Consider the following 15,359-nt stretch of genomic DNA (forward strand, 5'->3'; position numbering starts at 1 on the left):
ACCCTGGCGCTCGCGCTCACGCCCTCGGCGCCCGGGCTGCTGGCGGAACGCGCCATGGCCTCGCTCGCGCTCGACCGGCCCGGCGAGGCGCTGGACGATCTCGAGCGCGCCGTGGCGGGCGACCCCAGCGCGGCCGAGGCCTGGGTGCTGCGCGCCTCCGCCCTGCGCCGGCTGGACCGCATCGCCCCGGCGGCGGAGAGCGTGGCTCAGGCGCTGCGGCTCGAGCCCGAGAATGTCGAGGCGATGCTGGAACGCGGCATCATCCGACAGATCCAGGGCGATGCCGCCGGCGCACGCGCGGATTGGGAGCGCGTGATCGAACTGGCGCCGGACAGCTCCGCGGCGGACCTGGCCGCGCAGAACATGGCACTGATCGAGGCCGGGCCCGCGCGTCGCTGAGCTCAGAAATCCAGGTTGGCGTAGTGGTCGGGCGGCGTGACGCCGCTCACGCGGTCGCCCAGCAGCGGGCGGAAGGACGGGCGCGACTTCATCCGCGCATACCAGTCCTTCGCCGCTTCGTTCAGCGACCAGTCGATGTCGCCGATGAAGTCGAGCGCCGAGAGATGCGCCGCGGCCGCGAGGTCCGCGAGCGTCAGCATCGGTCCGGCGAGCCAGGGCCGCGTCTCCGCCAGCCAGCCGACATATTCCAGGTGCGGGCGGAGATTGGCGTAGCCCGCGCGGATCGCCGAGGCGTCCGGGTTGCCGCGGCCCATCAGGCGCTTCATCTGCTTCTCGTACAGCAGGTTCATGCCGACCTCGGCGTGGAACTTGCCGTCGAACCAGGCGACCAGGCGACGCACCTCGACACGCTCGGCCAGCGTGCGGCCGAGCAGCGGCATGTCGGGATAGGCCTCGTCGAGGTATTCGCAGATCGCGGTGGAATCCGCGATGGTCAGGCCGTTCTCCTCCTGCAGCACGGGCACGGTGCAGGCGGGGTTCATCGCCAGGAAATCGTCGCGTCGGTCCCAGACGCGTTCGACCCGCGTGTCGAAGGGAATGCGCTTCTCGCCGAGGGCGAGGCGCACCTTGCGCGAGAAGGGGGAGAGGGGAAGGTGGAACAGGAGCCGCACGATGCGGCGCTTATGCCACTCGCGCGGCGGCGGCGCAAAGGCGGGCGGCGCGGCGCGCGACGCTCAGCTCACCCTTGCGGATCGTGCGGATGCACGATCCGGGAGCGCGAAGCGCGACCGCGCCCAGACGGTCAGCCGCGCCCGGCACTCCAGTGCATGGCGCGCAGCCAAGCCCGCGGAGCGGGCGCCCGGCGATAGAGGGCGCACAAAGACTCCGCGCCTGACGCCTGAGCGCGGATCAAATGCGCCGCGCGCAGGCCAGGAAGGCCTCGGTGACGGCGCGCGTGCCGCGCAGGTCGGCCGACCAGGGGGCGACATTCTCGCCGGGGAAGGTCACCTGCATGCGGTAGCCTGCGGCGAAGGCCTCGACGAAGTTGATGAAATTGCTGAAGGCCCCCTGGTAGGAGGCCTCGATCATGTCGGGGCGGCTGGTGCCGGTGTAGTTCAGCTCGGCGCGGCGGCTGTCGATGCTGATGACGATCCGCCCGGTCGCCCCCTGCCGGACGTTCCATGACTGGTCGCCCACCTGGACGAAGCCGTGCAGGTTGCCGCGCAGGCGTTCCACCTTGATCCAGAAGAAGCGGCCGAGCCGGTTGGCGTTGGTCCCCATGCCGCAGAGCGGCCCGCCATCGGACTGCGCGACATAGGCGGTCCAGCCGTTCACCACGGCCAGGTTGCGGACCTGCTGCGCCGAGGCCGGCGCGGCGAACGCGAAGGCGGCCAGCAGGGCCAGGGCCAGACGACGCACCACGCTCTCCTTCTCTGCCTCGAGCGGGCAGATGTCCCGCCAGGGCAGAGATTACCGCGCTGTCACGCGAACGGAAGAGCGGCGCGACGCGGCGGCGTGAAGCATTTCACCGCCGCGCCGCTGTCATTCCGCCGCGACGGCGGCGGCCTCGGTCATCGGGACCGGCAGGTATTTCGCGTATTCCTTCGGCACAACGTGCCAGAAGTGGTGACGCTCGGTCTCCCATTCGTTTAGCAGCCGCGCGGCGAAGCGGCTGCCGGTCTCGGCCACGTGCCGGGCGATCAGGTCGCAGAGCACGCCTTCCCAGTGCGGGTGGCCGAGGCGCCCCCACAGCAGCGTGTCGGGGTTCACGCGCACGCCGAAGGTGTCGTCCGCGTCGTAGACGAAGGCCTGGCCGCCGGTGAAGCCGGCGCCGAAGTTGTCACCGACCGCGCCCAGGATCGCGACCGTGCCGCCGGTCATGTATTCGCAGCCATTGGCGCCGCAGCCCTCGACCACGGCGGTCGCGCCGGAATTGCGCACCGCGAAGCGTTCGCCGGCCTGGCCGGCGGCGAACAGCTCGCCGGCGGTCGCCCCGTACAGGCAGGTGTTGCCGATGATCGTGTTCTCGTTCCACACCAGCGGCGAGGATGGCGCCGGGCGCACCACGATGGTCGCCCCCGACAAGCCCTTGCCGACATAGTCGTTGGCGTCGCCGAACACTTCGAGCTTCAGCCCGCGGACGCCGAAGGCGCCGAGCGACTGCCCGGCGGACCCGCGCAGCCGGACGCTCAGATGCCCGGGCTGCAGGCCGGACATCCCGAACTGGCGCGTGATGCGGGACGACACCTTGGTGCCGATCGCGCGATGCGTGTTCCGGATGTTGTACTGCAGCTGCATCTTCTCACCGTGGCGGAAGAGCGCGTCGGCGTCGCGGATCATCTCCGCGTCCAGCGTCTCCGGCACCTCGTTGCGGCCTTCCAGCGTGCAATAGGCGGCATGCGGGCCGGCATCGGCCTGCACCAGCAGCGGGTTGAGGTCGAGATCGTCGAGGTCCTCCGACCCGCGGCTGACCTGCTGCAGTAGGTCGGTGCGCCCGATGATGTCCGTGAGCTTCCGGACGCCGAGCGAGGCCAGGATCTCGCGCACCTCCTCCGCCACGAAGGAGAAGAGGTTGATCACCTTCTCCGGCGTGCCGGTGAACTTCTGGCGCAGCGCCTCGTCCTGCACGCACACGCCCACGGGGCAGGTGTTGGAGTGGCACTGGCGGACCATGATGCAGCCCATGGCCACCAACGAGGCGGTGCCGATGCCGAATTCCTCGGCCCCCAGCATGGCCGCGATCACCACGTCGCGCCCGGTCTTGAGCCCGCCATCGGTGCGCAGCTTCACGCGGTGGCGCAGCCGGTTCAGCAGCAGGACCTGGTGGGTTTCGGACAGCCCCATCTCCCACGGCAGCCCGGCATACTTGATGGAGGATTGCGGCGAGGCACCGGTGCCGCCCGAATGGCCGGAGACCAAGATCGCATCGGCCTTCGCCTTGGCCACGCCTGCGGCGATGGTGCCGATGCCGCTGCGCGACACCAGCTTCACGCAGACCGTCGCATCCGGGTTGATCTGCTTGAGGTCGTAGATGAGCTGCGCCAGGTCCTCGATCGAGTAGATGTCGTGGTGGGGCGGCGGGCTGATCAGCGTCACGCCCGGCGTGGAATGCCGCAGCTTCGCGATCAGCCCGGTCACCTTGAAGCCGGGCAGCTGCCCGCCCTCGCCGGGCTTGGCACCTTGGGCGACCTTGATCTCGATCTCGCGGCAGTTGTTCAGATACTCCGCGGTGACGCCGAAGCGGCCCGACGCGATCTGCTTGATCGCGCTGTTGGCGTTGTCGCCATTCGGGCGGGGCTTCGCGCGCGACGGGTCCTCGCCGCCCTCGCCGCTGTCGGACTTGGCGCCGATGCGGTTCATGGCGATGGACAGCGTCTCGTGCGCCTCGGGCGACAGCGCGCCGAGCGAGATGCCGGGCGCAACCAGGCGCTTGCGGATCTCGGTGATGCTCTCGACCTCCTCGAGCGTCACCGACGTGCGGCCTTCCATGCGGAAGTCGAGCAGGTCGCGCAGCGCCACGGGCGGCATCTTGCGCACCGCGTCGGAGTACCGCTTGTAGGTCTGGTAGCTGTCGGTCTCGACTGCCTTCTGCAGCGTGTGGATCAGGTTGCCATCGAAGGCATGCACCTCGCCGCGGCGGCGCAGCTTGTACAGCCCGCCCACGGGCAGCGCGACCGCGCCCTCCTGCCAGGCCTTCTCGTGCAGGGCGAGCAGCCGGCGCGCGATGCCCGACAGGCCGATGCCCGAGATGCGGGACGGCGTACCGGGGAAGAATTCCGCCACCAGCGCGCGCGACAGGCCGATCGCCTCGAAGTTCATGCCGCCGCGGTACGAGGACAGCACGCCGATGCCCATCTTGGACATCACCTTCAGCAGGCCCTTGTCCACCGCCTTCTTGTAGCGGCCCACCGCCTCGGCGAGGCCGATATTGCCGAACAGGCCGCGGCGATGGCGGTCCGCGATGCTCTCCTGCGCGAGATACGCGTTGACCGTGGTGGCCCCCGCGCCGATCAGCACGGCGAAGTAGTGCACGTCCATGCATTCCGCAGCGCGCACGTTCAGCGAGGTGAAGGTGCGCAGCCCGTGCTTGACCAGGTGCGTCTGCACCGCGCCGACCGCCAGGATCATCGGGATCGCGGCGCGTTCGGCGGATTGCGCCTCATCGGTCAGGATCACATGGGCGCAGCCGGAGCGCACGCCCTCCTCCGCCTCGCGGCGGATGCGTTCCAGCGCGCGCCGCAGCCCGCCCTCGCCATCGGTGACCGGCCAGGTGCAATCGACCGTGCAGACGGTGCTGCCCATGTAGGCGCGCATGGCGTCGAACTGCGCGTTGGAGAGCACGGGACTCTCCAGCATCAGCATGTCGCACTGCGTCGGATCCTCATCGAGGATGTTGCCGAGGTTGCCCAGCCGCGTGCGCAGCGTCATCACGCGCGATTCGCGCAAGCTGTCGATCGGCGGGTTGGTGACCTGGCTGAAGGTCTGGCGGAAATAGTGGTGCAGGCCGCGATACTGGCTCGACAGCACGGCGATGGGCGTGTCGTCGCCCATGCTGCCCACGGCCTCGTTGGCGTCCTCCACCATCGGATGGAGGATCCCTTCCAGTTCCTCGAGCGTGTAGCCCATGGCGAGCTGGCGGCGGCGCAGTTCCTCGGCGGCGAAGTTGGCCCGCTCGTCGCCCTCGGCCTTGACGATCTCGTCGATGCGGGTGGTGCGCGCCGTCCACTTGCCGAAGGGCTTGCGGGCGGCGAGCAGGTCCTTCAGCGGCGCGTCCTCGTAGAAGCGTGCTTCGTCCAGGTCGACGCCGATGCACTGCCCCGGCCCGAGGCGGCCCTTCTGGACGATGCGGTCCTCGGCCACCTTCACCATGCCGGTCTCGGAGCCCACGATCAGCAGGCCATCGGCGGTGACGGTGTAGCGCATCGGGCGCAGGCCGTTGCGGTCGAGCCCGGCCACCACCCAGCGCCCGTCCGTCGCGGCGATCGCCGCCGGGCCGTCCCAGGGTTCCATCACCGCGTTGCAGTACATGAACAGCTCGCGGTGGTTCTCCGGCATGGTGGCGTTGTTGCCGGTGCTCTCGGGAATCAGCATGGCCTTGGCCATGGGCGCGTCGCGCCCGCCGCGGACCAGCAGCTCGAAGACGTTGTCGAGAGTCGCGGTGTCCGATCCGCCGGCCTGCACGATCGGCTTGATGTCCTCGATATACGGGTCGAGCAGCGCGTGGGAGAGCCGCGTCTCGTGGCTCTTCATCCAGTTGGCGTTGCCGTGCAGCGTGTTGATCTCGCCGTTGTGGGCGAGCATGCGGAAGGGCTGCGCCAGGCGCCAGGTCGGGAAGGTATTGGTGCTGTAGCGCTGGTGGTAGATCGCGAAGCGGCTGACGAAGCGCGCATCCGTGAGGTCCGGGTAGAACTGCGTCAGGCTCTCGGCGAGGAACATGCCCTTGTAGATGACCGAGCGCGCCGAGAGCGAGCACAGGTACAGCTCGGGGATCTGGGCTGCGATGGCCTGCTTCTCGATGCGGCGACGGATCACGAACATGTCGCGCTCCACCGTCTCCACGTCGCGCAGCTCGGGATCGAAGATCAGGATCTGCTCGATCTCGGGGCGCGTGGCGTTGGCCTTCTCGCCGATGCAGGAGACGTCGATCGGCACCTGGCGCCAGCCGTAGATGCTGTAGCCGGCATTCAGGATCTCGGTCTCGATGATCTGGCGGCAGCGTTCCTGGGCACCCAGGTCGGTCTTGGGCAGGAACACCATGCCCACCGCGATGCGCCCCGGGCGCAGGCGGTCGCCGCCGCGCTCAACCACCTCGGCGAAGAAATCCTGCGGCACCTCGATATGGATGCCCGCGCCGTCGCCGGTCTTACCGTCGGCATCCACGGCGCCGCGGTGCCAGACGGCCTTCAGCGCATCGATGCCGGCCTGCACCACCGCGCGGCTCGGCTTGCCGTCGAGGGCGGCGACCAGGCCGACGCCGCAGGCGTCGTGCTCGTTCAGGTCCAGATGCGCGTCGTTCTCCAGCGCGGCGCGGCTGCGGGCGAAGGCCTCGGCGAAGGCGGCGCCGGATTCGTGCTGCGTCATGTCGGTCACTCCGCCGCGATGGCCGGGGTCTCACCCCGCGCCTGGATGAAGCCATGGATCTGTTCGGCCGCGTCGCGCCCGTCGCGGATGCCCCACACCACCAGGGAGGCGCCGCGCACGATGTCGCCGGCGGCAAACACGCCGGGCAGCGCCGTCATCATGGTGCGGTGGTCCACCTTCAGCGTGCCCCAGCGCGTCACCGGCAGCGCCGGCTCGTTGAAGGCGGCGGGCAGGTCCTCGGGGTCGAAGCCGAGCGCCTTGATCACCAGGTCGGCCTTCAGCGCGAAGCCGGCATTGGCGATGGGTTCCACCTGCTGTCGGCCGGTGGCGTCCGGCAGGCCCAGATGCATGCGCTGCGCGCGCACGCCCTCGACGCGGTCCGTGCCGGTGAAGGCCTCGGGCGCGGCGAGCCATTCGAAGCGCACGCCCTCTTCGTCGGCGTTCTTCACCTCGCGCATCGAGCCCGGCATGTTCGCCTTGTCGCGGCGATAGAGGCAGGTGACCGAGGCCGCGCCCTGGCGCACCGCGGTGCGCACGCAGTCCATCGCGGTATCGCCGCCGCCGACCACGACCACGTGCTTGCCCTCGGCGTTCAAAGCGCCGTTCTCGAACTCCGGCACGTCGTCGCCCAGGCCCTTGCGGTTCGACGCGATCAGGTAGTCGAGCGCCGCCACCACGCCCGGCAGGTCGGCGCCCGGGCAGGCGATGTCGCGCGCCTTGTAGACGCCGGTCGCGATCAGCACGGCGTCGTGCTTCTGGCGCAGTTCGCCCAACGTGATGTCGCGACCGACGGACGTGTTCAGGCGGAACTGGATGCCGCCCATCACGTATTGCTGCCAGCGGCGGACCACGACCTCCTTCTCGAGCTTGAAGTTCGGGATGCCGTAGATCATCAGCCCGCCGGCGCGGTCGTGGCGGTCATAGAGGGTGACCTGGTAGCCCATGGTGCGCAGGCGCTCGGCCGCGGCCATGCCGGCGGGGCCGGCGCCGATGATGCCGATGGACTGGTGGCGCTCGCGCACCGGCATGGGCGGCTTGACCCAGCCCTTCTCCCAGGCGGTGTCGGTGATGAACTTCTCGACCGCGCCGATCGTGACGGATTCGAAGCCCTTTTCGATGACGCAATTGCCTTCGCAGAGCCGGTCCTGCGGGCAGACGCGGCCGCAGATCTCGGGGAAGGTGTTGGTGGCGGAGGCGACCTCGTAGGCTTCCTCGAGCCGGCCCTCGGCGGTGAGCTTCAGCCAGTCCGGGATGTTGTTGTTCAGCGGGCAATGCACTTGGCAGAAGGGTACGCCGCATTGCGAGCAGCGCGAGGCCTGCGCGCCCGCCGCCTCCTGCGCGAAGGCCTGGTAAACCTCGCCCCAGTCGGCGCTGCGTTCGCCGGCGTCGCGCTTGTCCGGCTGCCGCTGCTGCAGGCGGACGAACTGGAGCATCTTCTCGGCCATGCGACTTCCCCCGCGGCGTCACTCAGGCCCGGGCGGCGGAACGGCCGCGCATGATCCATCATCGGACCCCAGGCGGCGGGTCACATACGGCAAGGAAAAAGGCGGCGCGAGTCCTTTCTGCGCCATTAGGGCAGTTTTCTTGTCCTAAATCGCCGCAACCTACCCCAGTGGTTCACGTTCCTTCACGTCGGCACCCGTTAAAACGACCGAAACGGACCTTTCAGCCCGCCGTTGCCGCGCGCTGCGACCCGCCGGGCCGGAAGCGAGCCAGGTAGGCCGGTACGATCGCCTCCGCCGCCTTGGGCGCGATGTCGAGGTCGGCCAGGGTCCGGGCCCCCTCCGCCACCAGGTTGTCCCGCCCCAGCAGGATCAGCTGGTCGCGCGTGATCGGCGGGGTGGGCAGCATCTCCCCGATCCGCGCCTGGAACTCGACCAGCTTCGGCGGCAGCGGCACCAGCCGGCGGCGGCGCTGGGTGTGCTCCAGCACGAATTCCAGCACCTCCCGCATCGACATCGCCCGTGGGCCGCCGAGCTCATAGGTCCGTCCAGCCGTGTCGTCGCGCGTGATGGCGGCCATCACCGCATCCGCCACGTCGCCCACATAGACCGGCTGGAACCGGGTCTCCCCGGCCACCACGGGCATGAAGGGCAGCACCGCCGCCAGCCCGGCGAAGCGGTTGAAGAACTGGTCCTCCGGCCCGAACACCACCGATGGGCGCAGGATGGTGGCGCCGGGGAAGGCCGCCAGCACCGCCGCCTCGCCCTCGGCCTTGGTGCGGGCATAGAGGCTCTCGCTGCCGGCATCGGCGCCGATCGCCGAGAGGTGCACCAGCCGTCGCGCCCCGGCCGCCGCGGCCACGCGCGCGACGCGCCCCGCACCCTCGGCCTGGATGCGCTGGAAGTCGCCCGGCTTCCGCTCGAACAGGATGCCGACCAGGTTCACCACCACCTCGGCCCCCGCGACGGCGCGCGCCACCGAGGCCTCGTCGGTGATCGAGGCCGAAACCGGCACCACCTGCCCCACGCCGCCCAGCGTGCGCAGCTTGCCCGCGCGTTCGGTGTCCCGCCCGGCGACTCGCGTGATGAAGCCGGCCTTGGCCAGGCGCTGCACCACATGCCGGCCGATGAAACCGGCGCCGCCGAAGACCGTCGCCACCCGACGCGAACCCATGCCACACCCCGTTGCTTTGCGTGCCGGACCATATGGGGACGCTCCAGGCGCGCCAAGGCGGGCGGGGGAGGAATGGGCATGCGCCCAGGGAGGCGCCATAAGCGTTGCCCCACTCGCTCGGATTCGCCGCCGATGATGCTGCTGTCCCACCTGCTGCGCCGCTTCGTCCGCCGCGGCCGCCTGACCGTGATCGACCATGCCGGCGCGGCGCACCCCTTCGGATCGGGGCAGGACGGGCCCGAGGTCACCATCCGCCTGACCGACAAGGCGGTCGAGCGGGAGATCTTCCTCAACCCCGAGCTCAAGACCGCCGAGGCCTACATGGATGGCCGCCTGGTCATGGAGGGCGGCGCGCCGGTCTTCGGCCTGCTCTACCTCTTCTCAATCAACCGGTCGGGCCTCGCGGCGCATCCGGTGCAGCAGGCGCTGCGCCGCGCCTGGCGGTCGGTGCGTCGTTGGCAGCAGCGCAACCCGCTCGGCCTCGCGGCGAAGAACATCCGCCACCACTACGACATCCCGCCGGACTTCTACCGGATGTGGCTCGACCCCACGATGACCTACTCCTGTGCCTACTACCCGACGCCGGAGACCTCGCTGCACGACGCGCAGATCGCCAAGCTGCGCCACATCGGCGCCAAGCTGCGGCTCGAGCCCGGGATGCACGTGGCGGAGATCGGCTCGGGCTGGGGCGCGCTCGGGACCTTCCTCGCGCGGACCTATGGCGTGCGCGTCACCTCCGTCACGCTATCGCCCGAGCAATGCGCGGTGGCGAAGCAGCGCGCGATCGACGAGGGCGTGGCCGACCTCGTCGATTTCCGCGAGCTGGACTACCGCGTGCTGCCAGGCACCTATGACCGCGTGGTGTCGATCGCGATGATGGAGGCGATCGGCATCGACGAGTTCGACACCTATTTCCGCAAGATCAAGGCGCTGACGAAGCCCGGGGGCTTCGCCGTCGTGCACTGCATCGGGCGGATGTCGCCGCCTGGCACCACCGCGCCCTTCATCCGCAAGTACATCTTCCCCGGCGGCTACGTGCCGGCGCTGTCGGAGGTCTTCGCGTCCCTCGAGCGCACCGGCACCTGGTGCGCCGATTGCGAGAGCCTGCGCCTGCACTACTACTGGACCATCAAGCACTGGCGCGAAGCCTACGATGCGCGGCGCGCGGAGGCGGTGGCCATGATGGGCGAGCGGTTCTGCCGCATGTGGGATTTCTACCTGGCCTCGGTCGAGCTCGGCTTCCTGCACGGGTCGAACTTCGTGTTCCAGCTTCTGCTGTCGGACCGGCGCGACGACGTGCCGGTGATCCGCGACTTCATTCAGGACGAGGAGCGGCGGCTGGCCGCGATCGGCGCCGCGTGACCCGGGCGCGTGGCCTATCCCGGCCCGGCGGCGTGTGCGGCGGTGGTCGGGATGGAACCAGGACGCGTCTTGACGGCCCGCACGGCTGCGCGTAATTCCGCGCCCTCGCCGCAAGGCGCCGGCCCCCTGCCCAGGTGGCGGAATTGGTAGACGCGCTGGCTTCAGGTGCCAGTGACCGCAAGGTCGTGAAGGTTCGAGTCCTTTCCTGGGCACCACTGCATCGCGCCGCGCGTCCGCCTGCGGCGCCTCGCCCCCGGAAACGACGCAAGCGCATAGCGTCCCGGCGACCATTTGGCATTAGCCGCCGAGAGGCGGCCACGGTGCTTGCCTGCGCAGGTCCTGCGCCGTAAGAGCTCCGCCATCCGGCGGTTTCGCTGCCCTGGCGCGGCTCCGTACATCACCCGCAGACGAAGGCCTGGCGCATCCCGTGGGCACCACCCTGTTTACCCATGCCGGCGTGACCATCCGGCTGCACCGCAACGACCTGCCGGATGGGATCGATTTCGGCCGCGTGGTCGCGATCGACACCGAGACCATGGGCCTGAACCCGCATCGCGACCGGCTGTGCCTGGTGCAGCTCTCCTCCGGCGACGGCACCGCGCACCTGGTGCAGCTGGTGCCCGAGAGCCTGGGCGGGCAGGGCTTCGCCGCGCCCAACCTGAAGAAGCTGCTGGCTGACCCGGCGGTGACCAAGCTGTTCCACTTCGCGCGCTTCGACGTGGCGGTGCTGTTCCACTGCCTGGGCGTGACCACGGCGCCGGTGGTCTGCACCAAGGTCGCGGCGAAGCTGGTGCGCACCTTCACCGACCGGCACGGGCTCAAGGACCTGTGCAAGGAATTGCTGGGCGTGGACCTGTCCAAGCAGCAGCAGACCTCCGACTGGGGCGCGCCGGAGCTCACGCCCGAGCAGCTCGCCTATGCCGCCTCCGACGTGCTGCACCTGCATGCGCTCTGGGCCAAGCTGGAAGGGCTGCTGAAGCGGGAAGGCCGGCTCGACCTGGCCGAGGCCTGCTTCCGTTTCCTGCCGACGCGGGGCAAGCTCGACCTGCTGGGCTACGAGGACCCGGACATCCTCAGTCACTGATCCTGACGCCCTCGAACGCCAGGCGCACGCTTCGCGGGCTTGGCTTGCGCGCCGCGTGCTGCTGTACCGGCGCAACTGGCCATCGCGGCACGGTCGCCCCCCGGCCTCCCGGATCGGACTTCGCGCGATCCGTTCGGGTGACGCATCACAGCGGTGGCACGCTTCTTGATTGTCAACGCCTCAGTTTTATTGACCCGTCGCGGTCGCCGCACCATACAGGCGGCGTGAACGCCCCGTCCCAGCATCCCGACATCGCCACCGCGCGCCGCGTCCTGGCCCTCGAATCCGAGGCGCTGACGGCGCTGGCCGACAGCCTCGACGACCGTTTCGCGCAGGCCGTCTCGCGCCTGGCGGGGTCGACCGGGCGCGTGGTGGTCACCGGCATGGGCAAGTCCGGCCATGTCGCGCGCAAGATCGCGGCGACGATGGCCTCGACCGGCACGCCGGCGCTCTTCGTCCACCCGGCCGAGGCCTCGCATGGCGACCTCGGCATGATCGTGGCCGGCGATGCGGTGCTGGCCCTGTCCAATTCCGGGGAAACCCCCGAGCTTGCCGACCTGATCGGCCACGCCAAGCGCTTCGGCTTGCCGCTGGTGGCGATCGTGGGTCGCGCCGATAGCACGCTGGCGCGCGCCGCCGATGTCGCGCTGGTGCTGCCCGCCGCGCCCGAAGCCTGCCCCATGGGCCTCGCGCCCACCACCTCGACGACCATGCAGTTGGCGCTGGGCGATGCCATCGCGGTGGCGCTGCTCACGCGCCGCGGCTTCACCGCCGCTGATTTCCGCGTGTTCCACCCGGGCGGCAAGCTGGGCGCGCGGCTGTCGCGCGTGCGGGACCTGATGCACGGCGCGGCGGAACTGCCTCTTGCGCCGCCGGAGACGCCGATGGACGCCGCGATCGTGGCGATGACCGCGCGGCGCTTCGGGTGCCTCGGTGTGGTCGGCGCCGATGGCCGCCTGCTTGGCATCATCACCGACGGCGACCTGCGCCGTGGCCTCGAGACCGGCGGCGGGGCCGCGCTGCTCTCGCGCCAGGCCGGCGAGGTGATGACTCGTGCGCCGCGCACCGTGCGTCCCGACACGCTCGCCGCCGAGGCGCTGCACGAGATGAACACGCGCGCCATCACCGCGCTGTTCGTGCTGGACGAAGCCAGTCGCCCGGTCGGCATCCTGCACATCCATGACCTGCTGCGGGCGGGCGTCGCGTGACGACGCGCGGATTGATGTGCGTGACGACGCGCGGATTGATGTGCGTGACGACGCGCGCCGCGCACCGGACGCTGCCATGAGTACGCGGGAGGACCCGCGCGTCCCGCCCCCGGTGCCGCTGCGCGCCACAGGGCCGATGGCGCCGCGGCGGATGCTGGCACCCTCGCGCGGGCGCTGGACGCCCTCGGCCGCGCAGATCGCGCGGCGGCGCCTCGCCGTGCGCCTCGCCAAGTGGCTCTTCCCCATCCTGGGCGTGGGCCTGCTGGTGGGCATCGCCGTCTGGCCGGAACTGGACCGGATGGAGGACCGCGCGCGCGTCTCCTTCCGGCGCGTCATCCAGGCCCAGCCCGACGCGGTCCGCCTGGTCGAGCCCCGCTACCAGGGCCTCGACGAGCAGAATCGCCCCTTCACCGTCACCGCGGATGTCGCCGCGCAGACGGAATCCGCCGACATCGTGGACCTGACGCAGCCGCGCGCCGACATTCTGCTGACCGACGGCACCTGGGTGCTGCTGGAATCGCGCGAGGGCCGCTTCGACAAGGCGCGCAACCGGCTCGACCTGAATGGCGACGTGACGCTCTGGCAGGATGGCGGCAACCTGCTGGTGACCGCGACGGCCGAGGTGCTGCTGCAGGAAGGTTCTGCCTCCGGCGACAGCCCGGTTGCCGCGCAGGGCCCCTTCGGCACGCTGGTGAGCGAAGGCTTCCGACTGACCGAGCGCGGCCAGGTGGTGGTCTTCACCGGCCGCGCGCACGCCATCCTGGAGGGCGGACAATGAGGCGCGCCACCCCGATGCTGGCCGCGCTTATGCTGGCTGGCGCCGCCGCCGCGCAGGGCATCGACCTCAGCCAGGGCGGGCCGGTCGAGGTCACGTCGAATGACGGGATCGAGTGGCGCCAGGCCGACCAGGTCATCATCGCCCGCGGCGAGGCGCGCGCGACGCGCGGCGGCGTCACGGTGGAATCCGACCGGCTGATCGCGCGCTACCGCCCGCGCGGCGCTGCCGGCGCCACCCCCGCTCCCGCCCCAGCCGACGGCCCCGCCGGCGGTGGCGAGATCTGGCGCATGGAGGCCGAGGGCAACGTCGTCATCACCACCGCCACCGATCGCGCCGAGGGCGATCGCGCCATCTACGACATGGACCAGGCGGTGATGGTGCTGACCGGGCAGAACCTGCGCCTGACGAATCCCGACAACACGCTCACCGCGCGCGACAGCATCGAATACTGGTCGGGCCGGCGCATGGCCGTGGCGCGCGGCAATGCGGTGGTGGTGACCAATGACGGGCGCCGCGTGCGCGCCGACACGCTGGTCGCCTATTTCGCCGAGAATGTCGCCCCGGGGGCGGCGCCGCGTCCGCAGACGGTCGCCGCTCCGCCACAGGGTGCCGCGCCTGCCGGCCAGACGCCTTCCAGCCTCGAGCGCGTGGAGGCCTTCGGCAATGTCGAGATCCGCACCGCCGAGGAAGTCGTGCGCGGGGACCGTGGGGTCTACAGCCCGCAGACCGGCCTCGCGCGGCTGCTGGCGAATGTACGGATCACGCGAGGAGAGAACACGCTGTCGGGTCAGGAAGCGATCGTGAACATGCAGACCGGCGTCGCGCGGCTCGTCTCCGCGCCCGGTGCACGCGTGCAAGGGCTGGTGGTGCCGCAACAGGGCGGGCAGGGCCTGCCCGGTCCGGGCGGCGCGCCGCAGGAGACGCCACGATGAGCGAGCCCCTGCGCGTGGTCGAGGGTGCGGCCGGTGGCACGCTGGTCGCGAAAGGCCTGGGCAAGCGCTACAAGAAGCGCCCCGTGGTGCGCAACGTCTCCATCTCGGTGAAGCGGGGCGAGGCCGTCGGGCTGCTCGGGCCCAACGGCGCGGGCAAGACCACCACTTTCTACATGATCACCGGCCTCGTGCAGCCAGACGAGGGCCAGGTCATCCTGGACGGGCACGACGTCACGACCCTGCCCATGTACCGGCGCGCGCGGCTCGGCCTGGGGTACCTGCCGCAGGAGGCCTCGATCTTCCGCGGCCTCAACGTCGAGGACAACATCCGCGCCGCGCTGGAGGTCGTGGAACCCGTGCGCGACCGGCGCGAGCAGATGCTCGACAGCCTGCTGGCCGAATTCGGGATCTCCCACCTGCGCCGCGCGCCTGCGCTGGCGCTGTCGGGCGGCGAGCGGCGGCGCTGCGAGATCGCGCGCGCGCTGGCGACCCACCCGGCCTACATCCTGCTGGACGAGCCGCTCGCCGGCATCGACCCGATCGCGGTGGGCGAGATCCGCGACCTGGTGAAGCACCTCAAGGACCGCGGCATCGGCGTGCTGATCACCGACCACAACGTCCGCGAGACGCTCGAGATCATCGACCGGGCGTATATCCTGCACGACGGCCAGGTGCTGATGGAGGGCAGCCCGCGCGACATCGTCGCGCATGAGGGCGTCCGCCGCGTCTACCTGGGCGAAAGGTTCAGCCTCTAATCTGCCCGCCATGCATGTAGCCGCCACACCAAACCTACATGCATGGCGGGCTCGCGCCGCGTCGCGGTGCGCGCCGCCGGCGGCCGCGCCGGCCCTCGATCCACGGCGCGAGGCAACTGCGCGGGCGCGGAGCGCCGGGTAGTG

At 70.4% G+C, this 15,359-nt stretch carries 12 protein-coding genes and 1 tRNA gene; 8 read left to right on the top strand and 5 right to left on the bottom strand.

Features of this window, described 5'->3' with window-relative positions:
• The coding region (locus HW578_RS12995; protein ID WP_198370974.1) for a tetratricopeptide repeat protein at positions 1 to 399 on the top strand (399 nt) is incomplete at its 5' end.
• 2 nt (positions 400 to 401) lie between these two features.
• Here the strand turns inward: HW578_RS12995 and fzlA are convergent.
• The 5 genes from fzlA to HW578_RS13020 all read right to left on the bottom strand — a co-directional run bounded on the left by fzlA (position 402) and on the right by HW578_RS13020 (position 9,096).
• Complete coding sequence (fzlA, locus tag HW578_RS13000; protein ID WP_198370975.1) at positions 402 to 1,070, bottom strand: FtsZ-binding protein FzlA; 669 nt, start codon at positions 1,068 to 1,070, stop codon at positions 402 to 404.
• Between the two features lie 238 nt (positions 1,071 to 1,308).
• Positions 1,309 to 1,818 carry a hypothetical protein gene (locus HW578_RS13005; protein WP_198370976.1) on the bottom strand — a complete coding sequence of 170 codons (510 nt, stop codon included), beginning with the start codon at positions 1,816 to 1,818 and terminating at the stop codon, positions 1,309 to 1,311.
• 123 nt (positions 1,819 to 1,941) lie between these two features.
• A complete protein-coding gene (gltB, locus tag HW578_RS13010) occupies positions 1,942 to 6,480 on the bottom strand; it encodes a glutamate synthase large subunit (protein WP_198370977.1) in 4,539 nt (1,512 codons plus the stop codon).
• Between the two features lie 5 nt (positions 6,481 to 6,485).
• Positions 6,486 to 7,925: an NAD(P)-dependent oxidoreductase gene (locus HW578_RS13015; protein WP_198370978.1), complete on the bottom strand. Its 1,440-nt coding sequence runs from the start codon at positions 7,923 to 7,925 to the stop codon at positions 6,486 to 6,488.
• 220 nt (positions 7,926 to 8,145) lie between these two features.
• Positions 8,146 to 9,096, bottom strand: coding sequence for a complex I NDUFA9 subunit family protein (locus tag HW578_RS13020; protein WP_198370979.1), 951 nt, complete (start codon positions 9,094 to 9,096; stop codon positions 8,146 to 8,148).
• A 132-nt stretch (positions 9,097 to 9,228) separates the two neighbouring features.
• Between HW578_RS13020 and HW578_RS13025 the strand changes: the two genes are divergently transcribed.
• From HW578_RS13025 to lptB, 7 genes are all read left to right on the top strand, one after another.
• Positions 9,229 to 10,458 carry an SAM-dependent methyltransferase gene (locus tag HW578_RS13025; RefSeq protein ID WP_198370980.1) on the top strand — a complete coding sequence of 410 codons (1,230 nt, stop codon included), beginning with the start codon at positions 9,229 to 9,231 and terminating at the stop codon, positions 10,456 to 10,458.
• Positions 10,459 to 10,586: 128 nt separating this feature from the next.
• Positions 10,587 to 10,673 (top strand) — tRNA-Leu (locus tag HW578_RS13030).
• A 212-nt stretch (positions 10,674 to 10,885) separates the two neighbouring features.
• Positions 10,886 to 11,542 (top strand): ribonuclease D, encoded by a 657-nt coding sequence (locus HW578_RS13035; RefSeq protein WP_198370981.1) that lies wholly within the window; start codon positions 10,886 to 10,888, stop codon positions 11,540 to 11,542.
• Between the two features lie 224 nt (positions 11,543 to 11,766).
• Positions 11,767 to 12,750, top strand: a complete 984-nt coding sequence (locus HW578_RS13040; RefSeq protein WP_198370982.1) for a KpsF/GutQ family sugar-phosphate isomerase — start codon at positions 11,767 to 11,769, stop codon at positions 12,748 to 12,750.
• Between the two features lie 76 nt (positions 12,751 to 12,826).
• The gene (lptC, locus tag HW578_RS13045; protein ID WP_232478925.1) at positions 12,827 to 13,528 is read left to right on the top strand and encodes an LPS export ABC transporter periplasmic protein LptC; all 702 of its coding nucleotides are present in this window, start codon (positions 12,827 to 12,829) and stop codon (positions 13,526 to 13,528) included.
• Positions 13,525 to 14,460, top strand: coding sequence for an LptA/OstA family protein (locus tag HW578_RS13050; RefSeq protein ID WP_198370983.1), 936 nt, complete (start codon positions 13,525 to 13,527; stop codon positions 14,458 to 14,460). Before lptC ends, HW578_RS13050 begins: the two co-directional genes overlap by 4 nt.
• On the top strand, positions 14,457 to 15,215 hold the full coding sequence (gene lptB / locus HW578_RS13055; protein WP_198370984.1) for an LPS export ABC transporter ATP-binding protein: 759 nt from the start codon (positions 14,457 to 14,459) through the stop codon (positions 15,213 to 15,215). Before HW578_RS13050 ends, lptB begins: the two co-directional genes overlap by 4 nt.
• Positions 15,216 to 15,359 lie beyond the last annotated feature (144 nt).

Source organism: Roseomonas rosulenta (assembly GCF_016106005.1).
GTDB classification, from domain to species: domain Bacteria; phylum Pseudomonadota; class Alphaproteobacteria; order Acetobacterales; family Acetobacteraceae; genus Neoroseomonas; species Neoroseomonas rosulenta.

What these genes read in the sequence shown, in the direction of transcription:
- gltB (WP_198370977.1), bottom strand. Translation starts at nt 6,480, where the DNA reads ATGACGCAGCACGAATCCGGCGCCGCCTTCGCCGAGGCCTTCGCCCGC.
- HW578_RS13015 (WP_198370978.1), bottom strand. Translation starts at nt 7,925, where the DNA reads ATGGCCGAGAAGATGCTCCAGTTCGTCCGCCTGCAGCAGCGGCAGCCG.
- HW578_RS13020 (WP_198370979.1), bottom strand. Translation starts at nt 9,096, where the DNA reads ATGGGTTCGCGTCGGGTGGCGACGGTCTTCGGCGGCGCCGGTTTCATC.
- HW578_RS13025 (WP_198370980.1), top strand. Translation starts at nt 9,229, where the DNA reads ATGATGCTGCTGTCCCACCTGCTGCGCCGCTTCGTCCGCCGCGGCCGC.
- lptC (WP_232478925.1), top strand. Translation starts at nt 12,827, where the DNA reads ATGAGTACGCGGGAGGACCCGCGCGTCCCGCCCCCGGTGCCGCTGCGC.
- HW578_RS13050 (WP_198370983.1), top strand. Translation starts at nt 13,525, where the DNA reads ATGAGGCGCGCCACCCCGATGCTGGCCGCGCTTATGCTGGCTGGCGCC.
- lptB (WP_198370984.1), top strand. Translation starts at nt 14,457, where the DNA reads ATGAGCGAGCCCCTGCGCGTGGTCGAGGGTGCGGCCGGTGGCACGCTG.